Raw genomic sequence first — 24542 nt, 5'->3', positions numbered from 1 at the left:
ATCGCAAGTAATAAACAAGGTGCTACAAGGCTCAATTTCCCCTTTGTTGTTTGTATACAATGGCAAATACAGCCCAACCAGTACACGTTAACACTTACTAACCAAATCCGTGTTTAAAAAACATTAGATAAATAGCACGTCTATTCTTTGGGGGTCGTTTATGTTGGATACGTTAATGCTTTCACGCATACAGTTTGCTGCCAACATTAGTTTTCACATTTTATTTCCCACTATAACCATCGCGATGTGTTGGTTTTTAGTTTTCTTTAAAGTCAGGTTTGATATGACAGGCAATCCGGTTTGGATGCGCGCATATCGATTCTGGGTAAAAATCTTTGCCCTTTCATTTGCCCTTGGCGTTGTAAGCGGTATTACCATGTCATTTCAGTTTGGTACTAACTGGCCCGGTTTTATGGAAAAAGTCGGAAACATCGCGGGGCCACTATTAGGCTACGAAGTGTTAACTGCATTTTTCCTAGAGGCAACATTTTTAGGCATTATGTTGTTCGGTATTAAACGTGTGCCACCAAAAGTACATACTTTAGCTTGTATTGTTGTAGCAATTGGCACCACGCTTTCAGCGTTTTGGATCTTAAGTTTAAATTCGTGGATGCAAACACCAAGCGGTTTCGAGATGCGCGATGGAATCGCCTACCCAACCGACTGGTTTGCAGTAATTTTTAATCCAAGTTTTCCTTACCGCTTAGCGCATATGCTTTTGGCTTCGGGCTTAACGGCGAGCTTTATGATAATTGGCGTGAGTTGCTATCGTTTACTTAAAGGGGACGATAAACAAGCACCAAAATTAACATTAAAAGTAGCGGTTATTGTGGCAGCGATTTTATCACCGTTACAAGCATTTGTTGGTGATTTACATGGTCTTAATACACTTGAACATCAACCACAGAAAATAGCGGCAATGGAAGGCGTTTGGCAAACCGAAAAAGGCGCACCTTTACTGCTATTTGCAATTCCTGATGAAGAAAACAGAACGAATCATTTTGAAATTGGCATACCTAACATGGCAAGCTTTATTCTTACCCATGAGCTTGATGGTGAAATTAAGGGGCTTGATGAATTTAAAGGTGAGCATCCGCCAGTTAAACCTGTATTTTTTGGCTTTAGAATAATGGTTGGCCTAGGTTTACTGATGATCGCCATCTCTTGGTTTGCAACCTATACCCTTAAAAAACGCGACCAATTACCCACTTGGCTAATGCGTATTCTTGTTGGCTTAACATTCTCAGGTTGGTTAGCTACGTTAGCTGGCTGGTATGTAACTGAAATAGGCAGACAACCTTACCTTGTTAGCGGTGTGCTAAAAGTGTCTGACGCTGCAACACAAATTGCGCCTGCAAATGTTGGATTTAGCTTAGCGCTCTATTTAACTACCTATGCCATTTTGTTAGTCGCTTATCTTCATACAGTGTTTCTAATGGCGCGCCGTGCCGTTGAAATTGAAGAATTTGATATGAGCGAAAAGCCAATAAAACAATTACCGAGTAAAGGGGATAATGCATATGTTTGATCAAGCAACTCTGGCAATTATTTTTGTATCCCTAATGGGCCTTGCAACATTAATGTACGCTGTTTTAGACGGTTACGATTTAGGTGTAGGGATTTTACTGCCGTTAGACGATGAAACCTCGGCAGATACCATGATTGCATCAATAGGACCATTTTGGGATGCTAATGAAACTTGGTTAGTATTAGCAATTGGCCTGTTACTCATTGCGTTTCCAACTGCACACAGTATCGTCTTTCAAGCACTTTATATCCCGTGTACATTTATGTTGATTGGCTTAATCATGCGCGGTGTAGCATTTGATTTTAGAGCTAAGGCCATTGTTGCCCATAAACGTAAATGGGATACGGTGTTTAAATCTGGCTCTTTGCTCGCCTCGCTGGCGCAAGGTTACATGCTCGGTTTTTATGTTATGGGGTTTTCAAACACCTTAGAAGCGCACGGTTTTGCCCTTTTAAGTGCAATTGGAGTTTCAGCGGCTTATACCTTTATTGGCAGTGCATGGTTAGTTATGAAAACCGAAGGCGATTTGCAACAAAAAGCCATAGCGCATTGTAAATCAACGGTTGTTATTACGTTTGTTGGTATATTGCTGGTATCACTGGTTAACTTACTTATTTCACCAGAGATCTATCAAAAATGGTTCGACTTTCCGTATGCACTGATCTTAATTCCCATTCCGATTATTTGTGCAAGCTTCTTTGTACTATGTTGGTTTGTACTAAAGCGCTTAGCTAAACAGCCAAATATTGGTGCAGCCCTACCATTCTTTTTTGCGCTATTGATTTTTACCCTATCATTTTTTGGCTTAGCATTTAGCTTTTTCCCTGAGATTGTGCCGGGTAAATTAACAATTTGGCAAGCTGTTGCAGCACCTGAAGCACTTAACTTTATGTTGTGGGGGGCGTTAATTGTAGTGCCAACTATTTTGGCTTATACCGCATTTTCTTACAGAGTGTTTTGGGGAAAGGTGGACGAACTTCGCTACTATTAACTTCAATTCAGTTATTAAAATAAGTGTGTAGCCACTGGGTTACACACTTATAATAAATCTATTAGAAATATAGGCTTTCAACCGTTTCACCTGCAATTTTCACGTCACACTTGTCGCCTGACTTTGAATTAGATGACTGAATAGCGCCCGCTACAGCACCAAACACACCGCCTTTTTCATTCAGCACAGAGCTAAAGTAACAATAGCTAGAAACATTAACTTCTTGATAGCTCGTATTTAAATTAAGTGTTGGCGTGTATGGAGGAAAACGACCTTTCATTACCGGATCGCCATTTACCGTAAGTTGTACTTCATTTCGTTTAGTATCGTACTGGCCACCAAAAACGTAAGTCTTACCTTGGTACGCAATGGTTTTTTCTTGTGCTTGAATTGGCGGTGTAGAACCACAACCAACAAGTGTAAGTGAAGAAAGTGCAACAAGTGAAAGGGTTAGTGTTCTTAACATAATTGAATTTCCGTATAAAAATAAGACAAAAATTACTCTACGTTAAAGAATATCTAGATTCAAGAAAATGAATGTTAAGATTTGAAATCGTTCAAAATATTAATACAAATAACTACTGGTAAACTCTGTCTTCAGCTGTAGCACTACCCGATAATTAAAGATTTACAAACTAGATAGGTGTAATACGCTTGCATCTTATGAACAAATTAGTGTCGTATTTGATTTGCAATAGGTGGTACAGAATGAATTTACTTTGCGTAAATAATAAAGCCAGCCATAATGGCTGGCTTTAAGGTACCTACTTTTTATTTCGTGCTACAAATAACAACGAAACAAAAAGAAGTAACCAACTTAAAGTACCTGATGATTTTTTCTTAGGCGTTTCAGGCTTAACAACGTCCGGTGTTTTGCTTACACTAATAGTAATTGTTCCTTCAGCTAATGCGCCAAGCTCATCACTCACTTTATACGTAATGATGTCTTCGCCTACAAATCCTTTTTGAGGTTTGTACGTTATCGTTTTAGCTGCTTTATCAATGACAATCGAGCCAGACTCAGCGTTAGCCTCAAGTAAGCTAACGCTATCGCCATCAGGGTCACTTATATTTTCAGCCAGGTGGATAACAATATCGGTAGTATCGTTAGTCTCTAATGATAAGTTAGTTACAACGGGTGCACTGTTAGCTCTGATAATGAGCTGAAGTTTTCCATAATCTGTACCGTCACGACCATCGCTTATACCATAGCCAACATTCGCAATACCGAAAAATTCCGGTAATGTCTGATATTGAAGCTTATTGTCATTAATTGTAACGGTTCCGAAGTCGCTATCAGCTGATGTGATAGTAAGAGCATCACCATCAATGTCTTCATCGTTTTCAAGTACATCAATGATGATTGAGTCGCCCATTTTAACACTAACAAAATCATCGTTCGCAACTGGAAAATTGTTATCACTCAAAGGTATTGCAACCCCACCTGGATCAGTTACACGTCCATTTTTGAGGCCATCGGCATCATTTGGTCCACCATCTTCAATTCGCAATTGAATACAGAAGCTTCCTTCAATCAAACCAGGCTGCCATTGCGCGTCACGAGTCGAAGGACAGTATCCTAGCGTGCCTGGTGCAGAAAGCACTTCATTATTTGCGTTTAATATAAAGTTGACCCATTCCCCCGCTATTAACTTACGATAAACGGCATTTTTTGGTACCGGTATACTCTGAGGAATGACAATTCTGACTACATCACCCATTTGATCAAGGTTTGTTGCTTCGAATGTATATATTCCTCCGATGTTTTTGGCGTTAGAGTCTCCTGTAAGCTCACTAGTCGCTACCGCAGCGCCTCCTGATTGTGCATTCGTAATCACTAAATTACGTTTCAAACATAAGCTCGCATCGCCTTCTAGCAAGAATTGAGATGACTCATCAGCGCTAGCTTGTAACACATTGCATGCATCAATTGCATCAAGGTAATCGGCAATGCCATCACCATCGCTATCTTGGTACCCTTCGGCAAAATCGGCAACGCCGTCCCCATCGGTATCTTTTGTAGTTAGTTCGGGAAGACTTTCAACGACCACTAACGAAATCGATGCAGATGTCGATAAACTTGGCTCACCATTATCGCTTGCAATAAGCCCAATGGTGTAAACGCCGACATCTAATGCCTGAGGTATGAATCTAAATTCACTCTCAGTATCACTGACATTTTCAATCCCGTCGTTAGACGACCATGTATAATTTACAGTGTCTTGGTAATTTGCATCAAAAACAGTCGCTTTAACAATCACTTCACTTTGTTGCCTACTTATTAACGTGCGTAACTCATCATTTTGTAAGGCATAAAGCGTTATCCGCGGCGCAACGTTTCGTTCAACAATATCTATCGTTGTAGAGGACTGAATTCCCAAGTTTAATTGCTCAGATAGTGTAATAACGATTTGTTCGTCGCCCTCATTTACTCCATCTGCAAAAATGGTGTAAGGAATAGCTTTTACAGTACCGTTATCAAAGATCACTTGACCACTTTCTAAGTTATGATCACTACTATCAGCAGAGCCACTTATACTGAAATTAACAGTAAGGGGGTAACTAGGCGCTTTACCATTTAAATGAACAAATACATTGCCTGTTTGCTCTTCACTCATCACCGATGGTTTACTTAATGAGACCTGTGGGTTAACAACAACATTCTGTAATGCAACCGAGGTATTACCTTGGCTGTCAGTAGCCTGCCAAAACACTTCATGGCGTCCAGGTCTGAAGAAAGTACGACCTTCAACAAGCGATACCGACACAGGATTACCTGAGCTATCCACTGCCGTTGCGGCGCCTAAATCTACCTTTGTATACAACCCAGTCGAATCAATAATGACGTCTTCCGGCACGGTAATTATTGGAGCATTGTTATTTCCGTCAGTTAACGTGACTATTGCTGATGCGTTTGCTTCAGCTTTTTCTGAATCACGTACTCGATAATTAATGGTAATTGGTGAATTTATGGAAGGTAATAATGTCAATTGAATGTTGTTTTCAACTAATTCTACCTGACCAATATTCGCATCAGCACCCGATAAAGTTACTACGTCATCTTCAACATCAGTATCATTATTGGTCACATTAATGGTATACACACCAGACTCAGTCACGGGTAATGAAATAACGTCATTAACAGCTATTGGTAAGTCATTAACGGGCTTAACATTAATAGCAACACTCGCTATGTTAGATGTCTTCTTGCCATCAGATGCACTATAGGTAAACGTGTCTTCACCAAAGTAATCCTGATTAGGTGTATAGATAAATACATTATTTTGTATATCGACTACACCAAATTCTGCTTGTGTTTCAAGTGAAATTACCAATAAGTCATCTTCGTTATCATTAACATCTGGGATTATCGATTTAGCTTCATCTTCATTTACAACAACCTGCATATCATTAGCGTTTGGTGCATCATTTCCATCTTTGACCAAAATATTAAATGCAGAAAGTGACGCAGAAAGTTCGCCGTCGGTTACCGAGATAACAATATTTTCGTAAGAACCAATGTCGTTATCGCTAGGGCTCCCTGATAAGCTTCCTACATTTTGATCAAATAACCCCCAACTTGGTTTATTTTGAATTGTGAATGTCAAATTTTCACTATCAATATCGTCGCTGGTAGGCACAAACTGATACATTTGACCTGTTTTTATAGTCGTGAAAGGCGAACCGGAAATTGATGGTGCATCGTTTACTGATGTGATTTGGATGAATACGTTCGCAATGTTTGACGTATTTTGAGACTGATCTTTTACAGTATAAGTAAAGCTATCCGAACCATTAACATTTTCATTTGGTGAATAATTTATCACTCCGTTTAAAACGGTAACAACACCTTTACTTGGCTGATTAACAATATTTACGGATGAAGCTAACAATAGCCCTTCGTCGTCAATATCGTTTGCAATTATGTTAAAAGAAACACTTGTATCTTCAATCGTTGAAACGTTATCGTCATTTGCAACAGGAGCATTGTTTACATTATTCACTGTAATACTAAATGGCGCTAACGAACTGCTCAATAGACCGTCGCTAACCGACACGACAATATTAGATGTCGTACCTGCATCATCAAAACTCGGAGTACCAGTGACCGCACCTGTCAACAAGCTGATATTCGCCCAATTTGGTAAACCAGTTGCGCTATATGACAACGCATCTCCATCTACATCTTCACCAACTGGTGAGAAATTATATGCTTGATTCTCATTCACTGACGTACTTGGTGTGCCTGTGATGGTCGGTGCATCATTCACATTGGTAATATCAATACTTAAAGTAGTGAGCGGAATGTTCCCACTTTCGCCATCGTTACCCAAAATCGTTAAGCTGCCCGCACCTGTGCCTTGTACATCAAGGGCACCGGTAAAGGTGATGTTGCTTGTGGTATCAAGGTAGGTGGTAATGTCGGCAGGTGAACCAACAAGGGTGATACTGGTCGGTGAGACTAAGTTTCCTGTCACACCACTGCCCACGCCTGCACCATCCGCTGGCGTACCAAAGGTACCACCTGTAACGTTTAGGGTAAGTGTAATTGATGTATTGTCTACATCAGCAAAAGAAAATTCAGAGAGATCTACATTACCTTGAATTTCTTCGGTAAAGCTAAGCGATGTTGGTAATGTTAAATTACCTGTATATGCCAAGGTATCAAAGGCTGGGTTAAACGCACCACCATCATTGATGACGGTAAAGGCGGTTACATTCGTCCAATCAGTCGGTGTAATAGTCACACCACTTGCGACGTTTGCGCCCGTTTCTGTGACATTAGAGCCTGTGCCTGAGGTCACATCATAAGTGAATGTGCCGCCATCGGCAGCGCCATTCACAAAGTGTAAGAAAGAATTGACGTCAATCGCACGGTCAAAGTTGAACGTAGTGAGTGTTGGCCCTGTTGCGCCAGTGTAAATTGAATTCCCAATTGAACTGCCACCACCACTGGCATCATTGGTCCAAGTACCGCTATCGAGGCTCACCGTCATGGTGATGCCGTTGTCGGTTTCAGTGAAGGTGCTAGTGCCACCACCTGAACCTGTCATATCAAACTCACCGGTGAAGGTGGAAATCAAAATAGGGTTGTCATTCACGGCACTCACATTAATAGTGCTGTTTGCTGCATTGCCATCTGCTGCACCGTCATTGGCGGTCACAGTAAGTGTAATGTCCATTGTCGCGTTTTCTTCTGGCGTCACCGTAACCGCATTAGCATTGGTCACAAAGGTGTTTAAGTCGGCTTTATCACCCGTCAGCACCAGTGACGTTGTACCATCACCACTCACCGTCACGCCACCTGAACTCCCAAGTGGTGAAGATAACGTCCCGCTATCCACACTTAAGGTAATGGTCAATGCATTGTGATTACCATCGCTAAAGGTCACCGCCGAGAGATCAAGTTGACTTTCGGTGTCTTCAGTGGCCGATAACGTTGCTGGTAGGCCATTGACCACAGGTAATTCGTTTTCATTGATGGTGAGTGTCGCGCTGTTCGTTGTTGATACCACAGCCGTACCCTCAGAGACACTACCCGAAAGGGTCGCCACTAAGGATTCAGCTGGGTCAACTATTACATCATTTACCCCTGTTGCCGTAAAGGTCGTGCTTGAATTACCTGTCGTAATGGTGACCGTATCCGATGTGCCACTAAACCCACTCAAGGTGTAGTCAGAGGTTAAGGTCGCGCTACCGGTGCTTAAGTTCACCGTAATACCGACATTCTCTGTCGCGGTAAATGGGTTACCATTGCCATCCACCAAAGACACTGTAAAGGTCCCGACACCGCCGTTTTCTTGAATATTCGCTGGGGCCACCGCTATGGTGATTTCTGGTAAAGTTGTAAAGTTGTACGTGGTAGTGTCTGAAATCGCAACATGGGCATTGCCCGCAGCATCGGTCACGCTAGTTGCACCAAACTGGATGGCGTATTGAGTGCCCGTTTTTAAATCAACGCCTGGATTTATAGTGATATCACCACTGCCTATTGCAATCGCACCACCCGTGGACCCCGTAGCTGCTGTTGTACTTGTTGCTGTAAACACTTCACGTGTACCACCGTTAGTAACATCCACCAAGGTAATGGTTTGGCCGTTAACTAATAAAATGTCTTCATCAAAATCAAGCACTAAGTTGCTCGCAACCGCAATCCCTTCTGCATTATCCGTTGGGCTGGTATTGCCTGAGCTAACTGTTATCGCAGGAGCAACAGTGTCCACAAGTACACCTGAAGTCGTTCCCACGGAATTCAAAGTGGTCACTAAATCGTTACCAACTGCATCTTTTAACGTACCGCCATTAGCAGATAATGTATTGACGGTAATTCCATCGCTATCGTAGTCACCAGCAAGTATCGTATATCTAAACAATAACGCCGTTGTGGCTGAGCCTGAAACATACACTGCTTGGCGCGTAGCTCCCCCAACAGTTATATCTAATTGTGGGGTACCTCCTGTTGTATTTACTATCACACTCTCTGATGTATTAATTGTAAAGTCTAGCTGCTGCCCCAATGAATAAGTTGCATTCGCTGGTACACTAACAAATGAAATAGTTGGTGCGGCTCCATCGATCACTAACGCTTTATTGGCTCCAACGAATTTGCAGTCCCAGGTGTCGCCAATGTTAATGTTGCATCGTTACCCGCAGCATCTTTAATCGTGCCACCATTCAGTGCAAGTGCAGTAGTCGAGATATAATCTAAATCGGCCGATGTATCACCCGCTTGTACCGTGTAGCTGAAGGTCAGCGTATTGGTGCCACTGCCTGAAGTATAATTTACCGTGCGATCGGTGGTGCCCGTCTCTAATGTAATTTGTGGCGTGCCCGTTACCGTGACAGCGTCATCAAATTGGACCGTAATCGCAATCACATCGCCCGCTTTGTAGGTGCCATTCGCCGTACTCGACGACACTGAAGAAACGGCAGGCGCTGCACCATCAATCACAATCGCTTTATTCGCCCCAAGCGAATTTGCAGCACCAGGTGTCGCCAATGTTAGTGTTGCATCATTGCCTGCCGCATCTCTTATAGTGCCACCGTTTAGCGCTAACGAATTGGTCGCCACATAGTCTAAATCCGCCGTCGTATCGCCGGTTTGTACCGTATAGTCAAAGGTCAGCGTGTTAGTGCCGCTACCTGAACTGTAATTAACCGTGTGGTCGGTGGTGCCCGTTTCTAATGTAAGTTGTGGCGTTCCTGTTACCGTGATAGCCTCATCAAACTGGACCGTAATCGCAATCACATCGCCCGTTTTGTATGTGTCATTAGCAGTGGTCGACGACACTGAGGTCACTATAGGTACATTGGTGTCAATCACTAGCGCTTTATTCGCCCCAAGCGAATTCGCCGCTCCTGGGGTTGCCAATGTTAGCGTAGCATCATTACCCGCGGCATCTTTAATCGTTCCACCATTTAACACCAGCGCACTGGTAGCAACATAATCTAAATCGTTCGATGTATCGCCTGCTTGTACCGTATAGTTAAAGGTCAGTGTGTTGCTGCCACTACCTAAAGTATAATTTACCGTGCGATCGGTGGTACCCGTTTCTAATGTAAGTTGTGGTGTGCCCGTTACTGAAACTGATTCACTAAACTGTACTGTGACCGCAATCACATCACCCGCTTTGTAGGTGCCATTCGCTGTACTCGACGACACTGAAGATACTGTAGGCGCTGCACCATCAATCACAATCGCTTTATTCGCCCCAAGCGAATTCGCCGCTCCTGGGGTTGCTAATGTTAGCGTAGCATCATTACCTATGGCATCTTTAATCGTTCCACCATTTAACGCCAGCGCACTGGTCGCAACATAATCTAAATCGGCAGATGTATCGCCACCTTGTACCGTGTAATTAAAGGTCAGTGTGTTGCTGCCACTGCCTGAAGTATAATTAACCGTGCGATCGGTGGTGCCCGTTTCTAATGTAAGTTGTGGTGTGCCAGTAACCGTGACTGTATCATCAAACTGAACCGTAATCGCAATCACATCGCCCGCTTTGTAAGTGCCATTCGCCGTACTCGACGACACTGAAGAAACTGCTGGCGCTGCACCATCAATCACAATCGCTTTATTCGCCCCAAGCGAATTTGCCGCCCCTGGCGTTGCCAGTGTTAACGTCGCGTTGTTCCCAGCGGCATCTTTAATCGTGCCACCATTTAATGCCAGCGCACTGGTGGTCACATAATCTAAATCGGCAGATGTATCGCCAGCTTGTACCGTATAGTTAAAAGTTAGTGTATTGCTGCCACTGCCTGAAGTATAATTTACCGTGCGATCGGTGGTGCCCGTCTCTAATGTAATTTGTGGCGTGCCCGTTACCGTGACAGCGTCATCAAATTGGACCGTAATCGCAATCACATCACCCGCTTTATAGGTGCCATTTGCCGTACTCGATGATACTGAGGAAACTGTCGGTGTTATCCCATCAATCACCAATGCTTTATTAGCTCCTAACGAATTTGCAGCGCCAGGTGTCGCCAGTGTTAACGTCGCGTCATTCCCTGCGATATCTTTAATCGTCCCACCATTTAATACCAGCGCACTGGTCGCAACATAATCTAAATCGGCAGATGTATCGCCAGCTTGTACCGTGTAGTTAAAAGTTAGTGTGTTGCTGCCACTGCCTGAAGCATAATTTACCGTGCGATCGGTGGTGCCCGTTTCTAATGTAAGTTGTGGCGTTCCTGTTACCGTGATAGCCTCATCAAATTGGACGGTAATCGCAATTACATCGCCCACTTTGTACGTGCCATTTGACGTACTCGATGATACTGAGGTAACTGTCGGTGTTACCCCATCAATCACCAACGCCTTATTTGCTCCCAACGAATTTGCAGTCCCTGGCGTTGCCAGTGTTAACGTCGCGTCATTCCCAGCGTCATCTTGAATCGTACCGCCATTTAACACCAACGCCGTAGTCGACACGTAATCTAAATCGGCACTGCTATCGCCCGCTTGGACTATGTAATTAAAGGTTAATGTGTCTGTTCCATCACCAGAAGAATAATTAACTGTACGGTCTATGATGCCCGTTTCTAGGGTAAACTGAGGTGTGCCAGCTACATTCACTACTTCATCAAACTGCACAGTAATTGCAATGACATCACCTACGTTGTAGGTACCATTTGCTGTGGTGGCAGAAACAGTAGAAACCGTAGGCGCGACATCATCCACAACTGCCGCGGCAATTAGCACCATATTATCCAACCTAACCCCTGTGTTTGTTCCTGCACCAGGGTTGAACCTCAAAACATCAACGTCAGCAAACGACCCTGTGGTCGGGCTGGTTAAATCTATCGTTGTATAACTACCTGTCGTGAGCCCAGTAACACTTTTCGTTCCGACTGAACTTCCATCTTTATATCCGGTAATAGTAAGAGATGATGAGTTATATTGTCGGGCTTGAATCGAGGTGATACCAAATTCACTACCGTCATCTGAACCGATCAGGAACTTTGTTGAACCACTGAGAGCGTCATCATAATTGTAAGCACTAATTCCCACTAAGCCTGTCACGTCTACACTATTGCCTGAGCTCCCCCCTGTAATATAGGCCTTCATGCCTTCCCCTTGTAACGAGGGATTGGCGCCACTGGCATACCCACTATTCCCATCCCAATCAGCCGAACTATCGCTGAAAGTAATTGTTGCTGGCAGCGTAGGCGCAAGCACACTGGAAAATCGATTCAGTACAGCTTGGTTAAACGGGGTACTGGCATCAATCTCACCAACCCTAACCTCTAAGTCCCAGTCACTACCTAAGAGCCCCGAGCCGGTATAGTCATTCGACGCAGCGACATCAGCGCCGGTTTGGGTAGCGATTAGCTCAACTAGCGACTCTCCCTCGCTAGAAGCAGCTAAGTTACAGCCGTAAAGCTTTATATCTGCACCACGGCTCATCGCAGCCCTCAGTACGCCAAGGGAGCTTATATCCTCCCTTAATATTTGCTCAGTAACCTTACTATTACCTAGATATAAAACACCATCATCGGCATGTGAGATTAAATGCAGAGTTGTTAGGTTCTTATAATTTGAGAGAATCTGATTAAGCTGGAATAGGCCATCTTGGTTCGAATTTAGCTCTTTAACATCAACACTAGGCTGTATTTGTTTATAAAAAAGGAGCTTGTCTGGCACGCCTTGATCAATGATCACCAGCTCTTGCACATGATTACCAGCTTGCAAGGTCAGCTCAGGTTGAGTTAATCCCAACCTACCTTCCACTGAGGCTCCGCCTAGCGCACTTTCTAGCGCTAACTTAGCTGGCTCAATTAGCTCAATATCATCCAGCGCACTAGGCCGCTGAATCAGAGCAGATGCAGATAAATCTGAAGAGACGCCAGTTACTGCTTGTTCTCTGTTTGCCTTATTGCGCTTATCTGCTGCTTGCACATAAGTACTTTGCCGACCTGCATTAATACCAATATAAGTATAACTGCCTGCAGGCTGGACAATAGAGCTCTGTATACCAAGTGGCAACAGTGCCACAGTAAACGCATTTAAAGGATACTTTTTCATTTATCTTCCCGCCTAAATTTCCGTTTTACTTAATATTGATTGGTCGTTTAAATAAAATATCTATTGCTAGCAACTTTAGTTCTACTAATCACTTGCCTTTGGCGCAATAATGCTGGCGTTTGTGCCAGCGGTATCTTGCCAAAACGCCATTTCGCTATATTGCCTAAACAGATCTGGCGGCAATATGCTGCGTCTCGGCGTAAATTCGATCTTTTTCTTGACCGTATGTAAATCTTTAACGCCTAGCTGCGCATCAAACTCTGTTTCTTGATAGTCGATATTGTCAAAATCATGTGCGAATTCGGGTAAGTCTAAAAATTGGTAAATGAGTTGCATTGAGCGCTGTGGGTGTTGAGTTAGCAGGTCGTAATCAAGCAGCAATAACTTATCTGAGTGCTCGCCATAATATGCCTCTTTTAGCGCTGTCCATGCAGTCCCTATGATCCCCGTCATACTCATCATAGCTTCACATCTACTGTAGACAGTTTGTCGAGATTGATGGTTATACATACGGCTGTAATCAAAGGGGTTTTTTCGATATATAGATTCAAAACTATCAACAATCCAAGCGGGATTTCTAATACAACAAATCATTTTAAAACTTGGATATAACTCAACGAGTTGATGCATTCTCGCCGTCCAAACACGGTTAGTATCAAAAATAACCGGCTTGCTCTTCTGTTCATCGTAGTATGCATTAAAAACCGCTCGACACATGGCAAGGCGCTTAGTTTGACTAAAAAAACTATAAAACTCTCCACCAGCTCCCATTAGCTCCAAAGATGAATTCATTAACCCTGCGACAGGACTCGATATTGCTGCATGCAATGAAGGATTTTGACGAAAAATGCCGGAAAGCAACGTTGAGCCGGATCGAGGCAAACCTGAAATAAAATGAAAATGTGACAACTATTTAGTTCCTTAATTTATTACTAGCTCAAAACACAATCTCAGCTAACAATTATAAAAATTCATAGAATGAATAGATTAACGAAAAGGGGCAAATCAGTACTTTGCCCCTACTTTTAACTTCGCTAGTTTCGACTTGGGTATAGACCTATTGTCGCAATACAAAAATTTAACGCTAAATACGGCTGGCGGTTCTCATGTGCCTGAGTCCCCCCAGTATACGTCAATGTATTTAATGACATACTCGTATTGGGGGTAGCATTTACTTTAAGGTTACGTATCTTCAGGCCTGCACGCTTGTCTGTTGCTAAGTAACGATTCGCAGGGGCGTTTGTATCACCAGCTACATTTTGCCCATTAATCTCATGATTATGTGCTGGAATTTGCGACTCAACCAAGGTTACAGCTGGAATACCGCCTGTTTGACCCCATACCCTTGGCGTCAGACCTGATCCTGTACCCCAGTGCATGGGGGCTCGACCTTTTAAGTTAGGAAGACCAAATGTAGTACGACCATCACCACCATACGTGGTCCCAACCAATGAAAATAGCGCAGTATTTTGTACAATTTGCATTACTTGGCCGTCACACATACTCCAACCTCGTGGTGCATAGGTATTTGCCCAAATACGAACTTCGGCAATAAACGGTTCTGACATGATAATCTCCTTAGTTACGTGAAGGGTAAACGCCCAATAAACAAATAATGTAAGTTAAACACTGGAAAGGCATTGAGTTAGTGTGTGCTTGCGAACCTCCAGCATTCATAACACTACTACTATTCATAGTACCTTTATCAGCTTGCTCAAATGTTTCTGTATACATTTGATCTGACGCAGCAAAAGTTCCCAACACAGTGTTCGTTGGATCAACCGATGAAACTGAGTCCAGACTAGCCTGAAATGCATGGGTATGTGATGGGATTTGTGTAGGAAGCAAAGTAACTGTCTCTTCACCAGTTTTTTGCCCGATAGGACGTGGTGTTAAGCCCGGACCATTCCCCCACTGCATTGGAATACGACCACGCATATCAGGAATGGCAAAAGTAGAGCGACCATCTCCACCATAAAAAGTACCAATCAACGAGAATAACGCATCGTTTTGTGATATAGCGATCACCTGCCCGTTACACATAGCCCATTGACGAGGAGCAAAATTGCCAGCAAACATGCGAATTTCACCAATAAATGGATCTGCCATTTTTACTTCTCCCTAGTTACGCGACGGGAATAGACCCGTTAATGAAATTGCAAATGATACGGCTAAACTCGGCTGCATATTATTATGTGACTGACTCCCCCCCGTGTAAGTCACTGTGCCAGCATTCAACTGCACTAAGTTGGTCGCAGCGCGATATGAGTTACCTTCCATAGATCCCTTTTGATCAGAGCTAGCAGAAAAGAATGCATCGTTATACTGCGCAGCACCATCCGCTTCTTCAGTTGAAGCGTGCACTAAGTGGGTATGTTGTGGGATTTGCGCAGTGGTTAGCGTGACTTCTTCTTCCCCGCCCTTCTGCGCTCGATCGTAATGAAAACCGAACGGGCCAACTCCAGGATGAATCGGCGTTCGGCCACGCAAATCAGGTAAACCGAACGTGGTGCGACCATCGCCGCCAAACGCAGTACCTATTAACGAAAATAGTGTCTCGTTTTGGTTGATTGGTAAAATTTGGCCGTCACATAAAGACCAACCGCGAGGCGCAAAGTTGAAACCAAACATTCTGATTTCACTTACATAAGGATCCGCCATTGCTCATTCCTTTTTAACTTTACTTTATTTTATATTTTACCCAGAATGCCTACAAAACCTTCCATTTATTAGGGACGATTATGACTACCACACAGTCTTGGCGCGATCATCTACATTTGCGCAAATACACCACTTATGACATTGCGTTTATGCAAACGTTATATGCCTCTATTCGGGAACCTGAATTAGCCATGACTAACTTTAATACCCAAGAGCGACATGAATTTATAAGCCAACAATTTATGGCTCAATACATTCATTACACAAAACACTATTGCACTGACAAATTCTTTATTGTTGAAATCGCAGGCCAACCCGTTGGCAGAATTTTTGTCGACCATTGGGATAACGAAATCCGTATCGTCGATATTGCCCTGATGCCAGAGCATCGCGGCCAGGGGTTAGGTACACATTTATTTCAACAAGTATTGGATGACGGTAAACGGTTGAGTTTGCCAGTCTCTGTACATGTTGAGCGTAACAATCCAGCGCGCTTTTTATACGAAAGGTTAGGTTTCAAACTCAAAACAGAACGCGATGACGTCTATCTGCTAATGGAGTGGCGACCTAACACTTTATTGTAGCGCTAATATTATGTCGTAAACCGTTAAGCGTCGCGTTTACGACTAACCACAATCTCATATTCTGTTTGACTGTTCGGTGACATAAACATGTCAATCTCACCGAGTTTTTCATGTGCAAATTTATAGGTTCCTTGCGGCACATGAAATGCCTCTGTCCCTTCTAAAATCACGTGAAACGAGTCCCACTCATCACCATTAAGAATGGTTGATTCAACTTCAACAACCTTGAGCTCTACTTGGGTACCTTCGGGGTCTATTAGTATTAAATTCTCATTAACCAAACTGTCAATTTCTTCGCGTTTCAGGATGTCCATTTTAGCTCCTTATTCTGTTTATTTTGTTTGATTTCATTACACAGTCAATTTTGAAATAAAACGAGTGAGACATTTTATTTGACGCATTTTAATGCCTTAAAATAACTTACTAATACCGTTAATACCCTTACACCAATATTACACATGGGCTAATTCTCTGATGTTTTCTTCAAGCCAAGCATTACTCACGCAATCAATTACCAAGTGAATGCGGTCTTCTGCACTTTGATTACGTACCTCATGAACTAGATCTGCGTTAATATATGTAATTTTACCCGCAGGCATAGGGACTAACTGGTTCGCCACATAAAAGGTAACACTATTATTAGAAAAGATAGGTACATGGAGGCGGGCCTGGCCATGCGCCAAACCAAGCCCAGCGTCATTGTGTGGTAATATAGACGCGCCTGCTTTTAATCGCATCAGACGAACTGATTGTATCGGGCATTTAAGCGAATTGATAACTTTAGAGAGATACGGAGAGTTGCTCAAAGCGGGCAAATTTACCCACTTACTATTATTTTCTATCGAATACGCTTGCAGAATAGGATGTGAGTCTTCATGAACTACAGCGCATCTTAAAGGGAACACATCCCACTGGCCTTGGTAGGCCCTTTGATTGACATGCGCAACCCAATCACATTTCAGTATTTCATTTACTTCTAACTGAAGTTTTTTTACATCAAACTGAAATTCGAGTGTACAAAAATCCATTTCCTAAATCACATTATCAAAATCTTGATTAATTTAGTTATAGTACAAAATCGAAAAAGTTTTATAACAATCTATTACAGTGTGATTAACGGAGCAAAGGTTGAATCAAATTATTTGATTAAGGAGATAGGTGCCGACAAGAATCAGCACCAAGTTTTCAAACGTTAACTTGCAGATGTATCAAGTGGCTCAAAGCTTTTTACAAGGTCATCAACCGCTTTCATCTGGCTTAAGTAACCTTCAAGTTTAGCAAGTGGTAATGCACATGGACCATCACATTTGGCAAGGTTCGGATCTGGGTGAGCTTCAATAAATAGGCCTGCTAGCCCGAGTGCCATACCGCTTCGTGCAAGTTCTGCAGCTTGAGCACGACGGCCATCGGCTGAATCGGCACGTCCACCCGGACGCTGCAGCGCATGTGTTGCGTCAAATATAACGGGCGCTTGGTGCTTCATATCATCCATACCTAGCATATCAACTACTAGGTTGTTGTAGCCAAAGCTTGAGCCTCGCTCACATAAGATTACTTGATCGTTACCCGCTTCGTTAATCTTTTTAATAATGTGTCGCATTTCATGAGGTGCTAAAAACTGCGGTTTTTTCACATTAATAACTGCGCCGGTTTTTGCCATCGCTACTACTAAGTCGGTTTGACGTGCTAAAAATGCAGGTAACTGAATTACATCTACAACTTCAGCGACGGGTGCCGCTTGATAAGGTTCGTGTACATCAGTAATCACTGGTACATTAAAGGTATTTTTGATCTCTTCAAAAATCTTTAACCCTTCTTCCATACCTGGACCACGATAAGAGTTAATTGATGATCGGTTTGCTTTATCAAATGACGCTTTAAACACGTAAGGAATGTTTAATTTTGTTGTCACTTCAACATAATGCTCTGCAATTTGCATTGCTAAGTCACGTGATTCAAGCACATTCATACCACCAAATAGTACAAACGGCTTGTCGTTAGCAACTTCACAGTTACCCACTTTAATAATTTGTGTATTCATTTAAATTCCTAACAGAATAATTAACTACCGACCAGCTGCAGCACTTGGCCACAGAACCACGCAGCATATGTTCCAAGTGCGTAACCAAGTACAGCCAGTAACACACCAACAGGTGCTAATGCCGGGTGAAATGCAGATGCAACCACAGGCGCTGATGCAGCACCGCCAATATTCGCTTTACTGCCCACGGCAACATAAAACACCGGCGCTTTAATAATCTTGGCAACAACAAATAATAGAATAACGTGAATTGCCATCCAAATTAGGCCAATAATAACGTATTTTGGTGCTTCAAATACTTTGCCGATATCCATATGTAAGCCAATGGTCGCCACTAAAATATATAAAAATGCGCCGCCTACTTTTGATGCGCCTACGGCTTCAAATTGACGTGCTTTTGTAAACGATAAGCTTAAGCCTATTGTGGTTACAACAAAGATAATCCAAAACAATTTTGAATGCAGCGAGAACTTCTCAAGTGCTGGGTAGTTTGCTTGGAAAAAAGGCACTGCAGTGTCTGCAATTAAATGTGCAAAGCCTGTCGCACCAAAACCAAATGCCACTAAAATCATTAGATCACGCAGTTCTGGCTTGCGTGAATTTTTCTTTTCAAACTGCGATACCGTATCGATTAGTTTATCGATAGATGAAGTATCTGCGCCTGTGTGCTTATCAATCTCTTTATGACGAGCCGCTAAATATAAAAGTCCTGCCATCCAAATATTTGCTACTACGATATCTACGGTTACCATAATGGTAAAAATATCGCCGTTAGCTTGATAGATTTCTTTCATCGCTACCATGTTTGCACCGCCGCCGATCCAACTACCAGCCAATGCTGCCATGCCCCGCCAAAGCTCCCCGGCACCATCAACACCTAGCAATTCTGGCATAAAGGTGGCCGCTACTAATAACGCGATTGGTCCGCCAATAACGACGCCAACTGTGCCAGTTAAAAACATTATAATGGCTTTTGGTCCAAGCGCTGCAACGGCTTTTAAGTCAATACTCAATGTTAGTAAAACTAAACAGGCAGGTAATAAGTAATATTTTGAAACCGTATATACGCTATTGCCTTCACCGTCGACAATACCAAATGTATTTAAGAGCGATGGTAAAAAATAACACATCAATAATGCGGGAACGTACTTGTAAAATTTTGCCCAAAATCCGGTTTTAAGATTTGAGGTATAAAACACGAAACCTAAGATTATGGCCAACATACCCATAACGACGGCATCGTTGGTGAACATCACGCTGTGAGAGTCCATGAAGTTGCTTCCTGTATTAAGTTATTTTTAGTGGATTGTTCTAAAGTGCGAGTCCATTTCTTCAATTTGGCTTTGCAGCACATCAATTGATGGGTCATCTGGGCACTCTTCGATAAACTTTTCAAAGTCTTTAATGGCGAGTTCATCACAGTTAAAATTATGTAATAAATAACCGCGATCGCGCAATTCATACGGATCACCATCGGTAAGAACCATCAATTTTTCAACACATTTAAACGCTTCGCCGTAGCGTTTTTCACTAATAAATGCCCATTTTTGATGAGCCAAAAATAACTTCACAACATCGTCTTCAAACAATTGTTGAAATGCGTTATCTAGGCTATTTTCATCGTCATTTTCTGGTTTGATATACCAGCGTTGCCCACCCGAGCATGGGTCGATTAAATACCCTTCACCTTGGCTTACTTCTAGCAATACTTGAATGTCGTTTTCAAATACCAACATCTCAACATCAAAACCAAGTTGTTCCATCACATAAGTTAAGATCATGCCAAGCGATATAGTGCTGCCAGTACGGTAATTAAGTGCATAGGCCACACTATTAAGCAGACTCATCGGCACTTTTTGGCTCGTCCCGCTAAAGGCAAAGTCGCTGTAAAAACTATCGAGTAGCGAATTTAGGTTTTGCTCTATAGTGTTTTCAGACTTTTGCGTTTTTACCGCCATCAGAACCAGTTCAGACAATTTATCCCGACAAAGGGCGTAATCGAACTTAGTCAGCCACGATGATTCATGATTTAGACATGTAAATACCGGCGCTTCTATTGCCGCTGTATATTCTTCCTCAGAGATATCAAACATCAATATCCTTCGGTCTCTCTATAACTAAAAATTAATGCCAGTTTATCGTGTTTTAAAATGAATACCAATGAAGATCGGCGAATAGATAAAGAATAGAGACTAACTTAATGTTCTGTATCAATAATCCTTTAATCGATATAGTTCACTTGTATGAACGTGAAAGCCCAGATAGAAAAGAAAAAGGCTGAATAATCAGCCTTTAGAAAAGAAATGGTGTTTTAAATCTCGCTAAATAAAAAATAGCGAAAATAACGGTTGTAGCAAGTAATAAAAGCGATATCTGCCCTTTTATATGTTTTTGCCTCGCCATAAACACCCCAACAACAATATACGCTACCACAAGTACGATTTTTTCAAGTAACCAAGGTTGATTATGAGGACTCATGCCAAGTGTCACTGCCAGCGCTACGGCTGAGATAAGCAACAAGGTATCAATACTATGGCTACCGATAAACAGTACTTTATTTTTAGCAAGTTGTAACTGCTTGATGCGAGCAAATGCACGCGTATAAAAAAGCACTACACTCAGTACAGCTAACAACATATGTGTATGCTTTAACGCAATATATTCCATTTTACTACCCTGGATAATTATTAAGAATTTGTTCGAATCTATCGATGTTGTTAAGTAACACATCAACTAACTTAGGCTCAAAATGCAGCCCACGTTGATTTTGTAATTCAGTTGTAACCTGCTCTACGCTCCACGCTTCTTTATAACAGCGCTTATGACGAAGTGCATCATACACATCTGCTAACGCGACAATACGGCCATAAACATGAATTTCTTCACCTTTTAAGCCACGAGGATAACCTGTGCCATCCCATTTTTCATGATGGTCGCGGGCTAAAATCGCTCCTGCTTGAATAATATCCCGACGAGACCCCGCTAAAATATTGTGTCCTTTCATGGCATGAGTTTGCATCACTTTCCATTCTTGCTCATCCAATTTACTTGGTTTATGCAAAATGGTGTCGGGAATACCAACTTTACCAACATCATGCAGTGGTGCAGCATAACGCAGTACATCGGCCTCTTCGTCGCTCAAGCCATAACCTTTTGCAAGTTCATAACTAATGAGTGATACACGTTTTACATGATTGCCGGTTTCAGAAGAACGCTGTTCAACCGCTTCACTTAGGCGATAAACCAGTTCTCTTTGAGTATCTTCAATTTCAGATTGCAGTTGCACATTTTCGTAGGCAATTTGTACATTTTGCGAGAAAATTTCAATCAAATCTTTATGTGTTTCAGTGAGACTGCGTGGAATACCCGATACATAAAGCATTGAGTTATGGTTAAAACGGCTTGAACAATAGGCAAAAAGGTAATCTTCTTCATAAACAATGGTTTTGTTACTGAGTGCTTTCTTGCACGCTAACAATTGCTTTTCAGATAGCACCTGGTTAACTGGCTTACCTTCGCTTTTTTCAAACTCGCCTTGTCCTGCAAACACAATCAGCTCTTGCTGTTTTTCATCAGGGCTACTTGCAACAAGTGAGGTTGCATACATCGCTTCATCAACTGACCCTAAAATCGAGGTAAGTTGTTGCATTACGCCATGAATAAAAGTGTCCATAGAATGAGATGAAAAGATATCGCGTGAAGCGGTGATGATTTTCTCAAGACCTTGGCGAGAGTGCTCTATTGATAAAATATCGCGATAAGAACGTAAACTCGACATAACAACCGTAAATAGTTTTTGTGCTGTTAATTCGGTTTTAGATTTGTAGTCATTAATATCATAGTTAACAATGACCTGGCGCTCCGGCGCTTGCCCTGGTTGGCCAGTTCGTAAAATAATTCGCACATGGTTATTTTTAGCAGTTTCGCGAATAAACTGAGCAACTCTTAAACCCGCGTCATCGGTTTCCATAACCACATCTAGCAACACAATGGCTGCATCTGGATGCGCTATAATTTTTTCTTCTGCTTCTTTACCTGAATAGGCGCTAATAAATTCGAGTCGCTTGTCTTGAAATGAGAAATCGCTCAATGCGAGTTTCGTTACCGCATGCACTTCCGGTTCGTCATCAACAATAATAACTTTCCAAGTACCGTGGTTATTTACTTGTTTCGGTGCTTGCTCTGACTCATCAGAAAATAAAAAATCACTCGCCATTCTATCCTTACCCCTTATAACCACTTCACACTCGCGTTAATACCAACTCACTAAATAGCTAATCAGGATCCCACTGCGCTAAAGTTACACGGTCGTTGCCGCCTAAATCTTTTACTGTTGAAATATCTTTATATGCCATTTTTGCAAAAAAATCACGTACTAACTGGCCCTGATCATAACCATGTTCCAATAATAACCAGCCTTTTTTCTGCAAATAGTTACGTCCGGTTTCAATGATATGTTCAATATCAGCCATCCCCTTTTTCGGTGCGACTAACGCCGACAAGGGCTCAAATCGTACGTCACCTTCGAGCAAATGAGGGTCTTGTTCATCAATATAAGGCGGATTTGATACGATGACGTCAAACAATTGCGCATCGAGCGCGCTAAACCAATCGCTTTGTACAATGGTCGCATTTGTAATCGCTAAATTTTGTTGATTTTGCGTTGCCAACGCAACGGCATCTGGTTGAAAATCGCAGCCAATCACCTGCCATAAAGGAAGCTCACTTGCCAGTGACAAGGCGATTGCACCGGTGCCGGTACCAAGGTCAAGTAACCTACCTTGCTTGTTTATTGCTTTATCAAGCGCACATTCAACTAATGTTTCGGTATCTGGTCTTGGAATAAGCGTTGCAGGACTCACCTTAAAATTTAGGCTCCAGAACTCGCGATATTCAGTAATATGCGCAACAGGTAAACCCGTTTTGCGTTTTTCAATTGCTGACAAAAAAGCGGCTTGTTGTTCATCGGTCAGTAATTTTTCAGGCCACGTAAAAAGGTATGTACGCGATTGTGAAATGCAATCTAGCAGTAATACTTCTGCGTCAAGTTTGGGGGATTCTGATGTCTCAGTTAAAGCACTTGCGCCAACGGCAAGTGCTTGTTGTATTGAATAATTACTCATCGCCCATCGCTGCAAGCAAGTCTGCTTGATGCTCAAGAACAAGTGGGTCAACAATGGCACCTAAATCGCCTTCAACCACTTCGTTTAGCTTATAAAGTGTCAAGTTGATACGGTGATCGGTAACGCGACCTTGCGGATAATTATATGTACGAATACGCTCAGAACGGTCACCACTACCGACAAGGTTACGACGCTCAGAGGCTTCTTCTGCCATACGCTTCTCATCTTCAGCTTGCTGTAAACGCGACGCAAGCACACTCAGTGCTTTCGCTTTGTTTTTATGCTGTGAACGCTCGTCCTGACATTCTACAACAACACCCGTTGGAATATGGGTAATACGAATCGCTGAGTCGGTTTTGTTAACGTGCTGACCACCGGCACCTGATGCGCGGAAGGTATCAATTTTAAGATCAGACGAATTGATTTCAATTGCTTCTGCTTCCGGCACTTCTGCCATAACCGCAACTGTACATGCAGACGTGTGCACTCGGCCTTGCGATTCTGTTTCTGGAACACGCTGTACGCGGTGTGCGCCTGATTCAAATTTCAGTTTGCCATACACACCTTCACCAGAAATATTCGCAATAACTTCTTTAAACCCGCCGTGTTCACCTTCGTTCGTGCTAACAACGTCAACTTTCCACTTTTGTGTTTCAGCATAACGGCTGTACATACGGAATAAGTCACCAGCAAAGATTGCCGCTTCGTCACCACCTGTACCGGCACGCACTTCAAGAAACACATTGTTATTGTCACGAGGGTCTTTCGGTAACATAAGCACTTGTAGTTCGTCTTCTAACGCTTCGATATTTGCTTTGGCTTCTTTGAATTCTTCTTGCGCCATTTCACGCATATCGGGATCGTTATCTTTAAGCATTTCTTCGGCTGTCGCAACGTCATCTTCTGCCTGACGGTACGCATTAAAAGCCTTAGTCACATCTTCAAGTTCAGAATATTCTTTTGAAAGCGAACGGAAACGGTCTTGATCAGAGATCACATCCGGATCGCTTAATAATGCTTGTACTTCTTCGTAACGCTCAACCAGCGTTTCTAATTTTCTGTAAACGGATTCTTTCATCTAAGCTTGAC

The 24542-nt window shown here is 42.5% G+C and carries 19 protein-coding genes; 3 read left to right on the top strand and 16 right to left on the bottom strand.

Annotated features, from left to right (window positions below; genetic code table 11):
- Nucleotides 1-160 precede the first annotated feature (160 nt).
- Together C2M30_RS18520 and cydB are read left to right on the top strand one after the other, a co-directional pair.
- Nucleotides 161-1528, top strand: coding sequence for a cytochrome ubiquinol oxidase subunit I (locus tag C2M30_RS18520; RefSeq protein ID WP_105172813.1), 1368 nt, complete (start codon nucleotides 161-163; stop codon nucleotides 1526-1528).
- Complete coding sequence (gene cydB / locus C2M30_RS18515) at nucleotides 1521-2519, top strand: cytochrome d ubiquinol oxidase subunit II (RefSeq protein ID WP_105172812.1); 999 nt, start codon at nucleotides 1521-1523, stop codon at nucleotides 2517-2519. Before C2M30_RS18520 ends, cydB begins: the two co-directional genes overlap by 8 nt.
- Nucleotides 2520-2580: 61 nt before the next feature.
- On the opposite strand, the gene C2M30_RS18510 is transcribed toward cydB, so the two are convergent.
- The 7 genes from C2M30_RS18510 to C2M30_RS18480 all read right to left on the bottom strand — a co-directional run bounded on the left by C2M30_RS18510 (nucleotide 2581) and on the right by C2M30_RS18480 (nucleotide 15705).
- Nucleotides 2581-2985, bottom strand: a complete 405-nt coding sequence (locus tag C2M30_RS18510) for a hypothetical protein (protein WP_105172811.1) — start codon at nucleotides 2983-2985, stop codon at nucleotides 2581-2583.
- A gap of 298 nt (nucleotides 2986-3283) precedes the next feature.
- A complete protein-coding gene (locus tag C2M30_RS18505) occupies nucleotides 3284-9100 on the bottom strand; it encodes a tandem-95 repeat protein (RefSeq protein WP_105172810.1) in 5817 nt (1938 codons plus the stop codon).
- On the bottom strand, nucleotides 9100-13044 hold the full coding sequence (locus C2M30_RS18500) for a DUF4347 domain-containing protein (RefSeq protein ID WP_105172809.1): 3945 nt from the start codon (nucleotides 13042-13044) through the stop codon (nucleotides 9100-9102). Before C2M30_RS18500 ends, C2M30_RS18505 begins: the two co-directional genes overlap by 1 nt.
- Before the next feature lie 84 nt (nucleotides 13045-13128).
- Nucleotides 13129-13926 (bottom strand): sulfotransferase, encoded by a 798-nt coding sequence (locus C2M30_RS18495; RefSeq protein WP_267894224.1) that lies wholly within the window; start codon nucleotides 13924-13926, stop codon nucleotides 13129-13131.
- 152 nt (nucleotides 13927-14078) lie between these two features.
- Nucleotides 14079-14612, bottom strand: a complete 534-nt coding sequence (locus tag C2M30_RS18490) for a phage tail protein (protein WP_105172807.1) — start codon at nucleotides 14610-14612, stop codon at nucleotides 14079-14081.
- 10 nt (nucleotides 14613-14622) lie between these two features.
- On the bottom strand, nucleotides 14623-15153 hold the full coding sequence (locus C2M30_RS18485) for a phage tail protein (protein WP_105172806.1): 531 nt from the start codon (nucleotides 15151-15153) through the stop codon (nucleotides 14623-14625).
- 12 nt (nucleotides 15154-15165) lie between these two features.
- On the bottom strand, nucleotides 15166-15705 hold the full coding sequence (locus C2M30_RS18480; RefSeq protein ID WP_105172805.1) for a phage tail protein: 540 nt from the start codon (nucleotides 15703-15705) through the stop codon (nucleotides 15166-15168).
- An 80-nt stretch (nucleotides 15706-15785) separates the two neighbouring features.
- On the opposite strand from C2M30_RS18480, the gene C2M30_RS18475 reads away from it, so the two are divergent.
- Nucleotides 15786-16289 carry a GNAT family N-acetyltransferase gene (locus C2M30_RS18475; RefSeq protein ID WP_105172804.1) on the top strand — a complete coding sequence of 168 codons (504 nt, stop codon included), beginning with the start codon at nucleotides 15786-15788 and terminating at the stop codon, nucleotides 16287-16289.
- Between the two features lie 23 nt (nucleotides 16290-16312).
- On the opposite strand, the gene C2M30_RS18470 is transcribed toward C2M30_RS18475, so the two are convergent.
- The 9 genes from C2M30_RS18470 to prfA all read right to left on the bottom strand — a co-directional run bounded on the left by C2M30_RS18470 (nucleotide 16313) and on the right by prfA (nucleotide 24531).
- On the bottom strand, nucleotides 16313-16603 hold the full coding sequence (locus C2M30_RS18470) for a DUF6916 family protein (protein ID WP_010559045.1): 291 nt from the start codon (nucleotides 16601-16603) through the stop codon (nucleotides 16313-16315).
- Nucleotides 16604-16741: 138 nt separating this feature from the next.
- Entirely contained in the window at nucleotides 16742-17317 is a 576-nt protein-coding gene (locus tag C2M30_RS18465) for an aspartyl/asparaginyl beta-hydroxylase domain-containing protein (protein ID WP_105172803.1), read from the bottom strand.
- Nucleotides 17318-17481: 164 nt separating this feature from the next.
- Complete coding sequence (gene kdsA / locus C2M30_RS18460) at nucleotides 17482-18330, bottom strand: 3-deoxy-8-phosphooctulonate synthase (protein ID WP_105172802.1); 849 nt, start codon at nucleotides 18328-18330, stop codon at nucleotides 17482-17484.
- Between the two features lie 20 nt (nucleotides 18331-18350).
- A complete protein-coding gene (locus C2M30_RS18455; RefSeq protein WP_105172801.1) occupies nucleotides 18351-19601 on the bottom strand; it encodes a DUF819 family protein in 1251 nt (416 codons plus the stop codon).
- A gap of 27 nt (nucleotides 19602-19628) precedes the next feature.
- On the bottom strand, nucleotides 19629-20423 hold the full coding sequence (locus tag C2M30_RS18450; RefSeq protein WP_105172800.1) for a tetratricopeptide repeat protein: 795 nt from the start codon (nucleotides 20421-20423) through the stop codon (nucleotides 19629-19631).
- Between the two features lie 199 nt (nucleotides 20424-20622).
- Entirely contained in the window at nucleotides 20623-20997 is a 375-nt protein-coding gene (locus C2M30_RS18445; RefSeq protein ID WP_105172799.1) for a SirB2 family protein, read from the bottom strand.
- Nucleotides 20998-21001: 4 nt separating this feature from the next.
- On the bottom strand, nucleotides 21002-22546 hold the full coding sequence (locus C2M30_RS18440) for a DUF3369 domain-containing protein (protein ID WP_010559039.1): 1545 nt from the start codon (nucleotides 22544-22546) through the stop codon (nucleotides 21002-21004).
- Nucleotides 22547-22604: 58 nt separating this feature from the next.
- Nucleotides 22605-23453 (bottom strand): peptide chain release factor N(5)-glutamine methyltransferase, encoded by an 849-nt coding sequence (gene prmC, locus C2M30_RS18435; protein WP_105172798.1) that lies wholly within the window; start codon nucleotides 23451-23453, stop codon nucleotides 22605-22607.
- Complete coding sequence (gene prfA, locus C2M30_RS18430; RefSeq protein ID WP_010559037.1) at nucleotides 23446-24531, bottom strand: peptide chain release factor 1; 1086 nt, start codon at nucleotides 24529-24531, stop codon at nucleotides 23446-23448. Before prfA ends, prmC begins: the two co-directional genes overlap by 8 nt.
- Between the last annotated feature and the right edge of the window lie 11 nt (nucleotides 24532-24542).

This window comes from Pseudoalteromonas sp. T1lg24 (genome assembly GCF_002964745.1).
Classification (GTDB): Bacteria; Pseudomonadota; Gammaproteobacteria; order Enterobacterales; family Alteromonadaceae; genus Pseudoalteromonas; species Pseudoalteromonas spongiae.
This window is presented reverse-complemented; position numbering and strand designations above follow the sequence as displayed.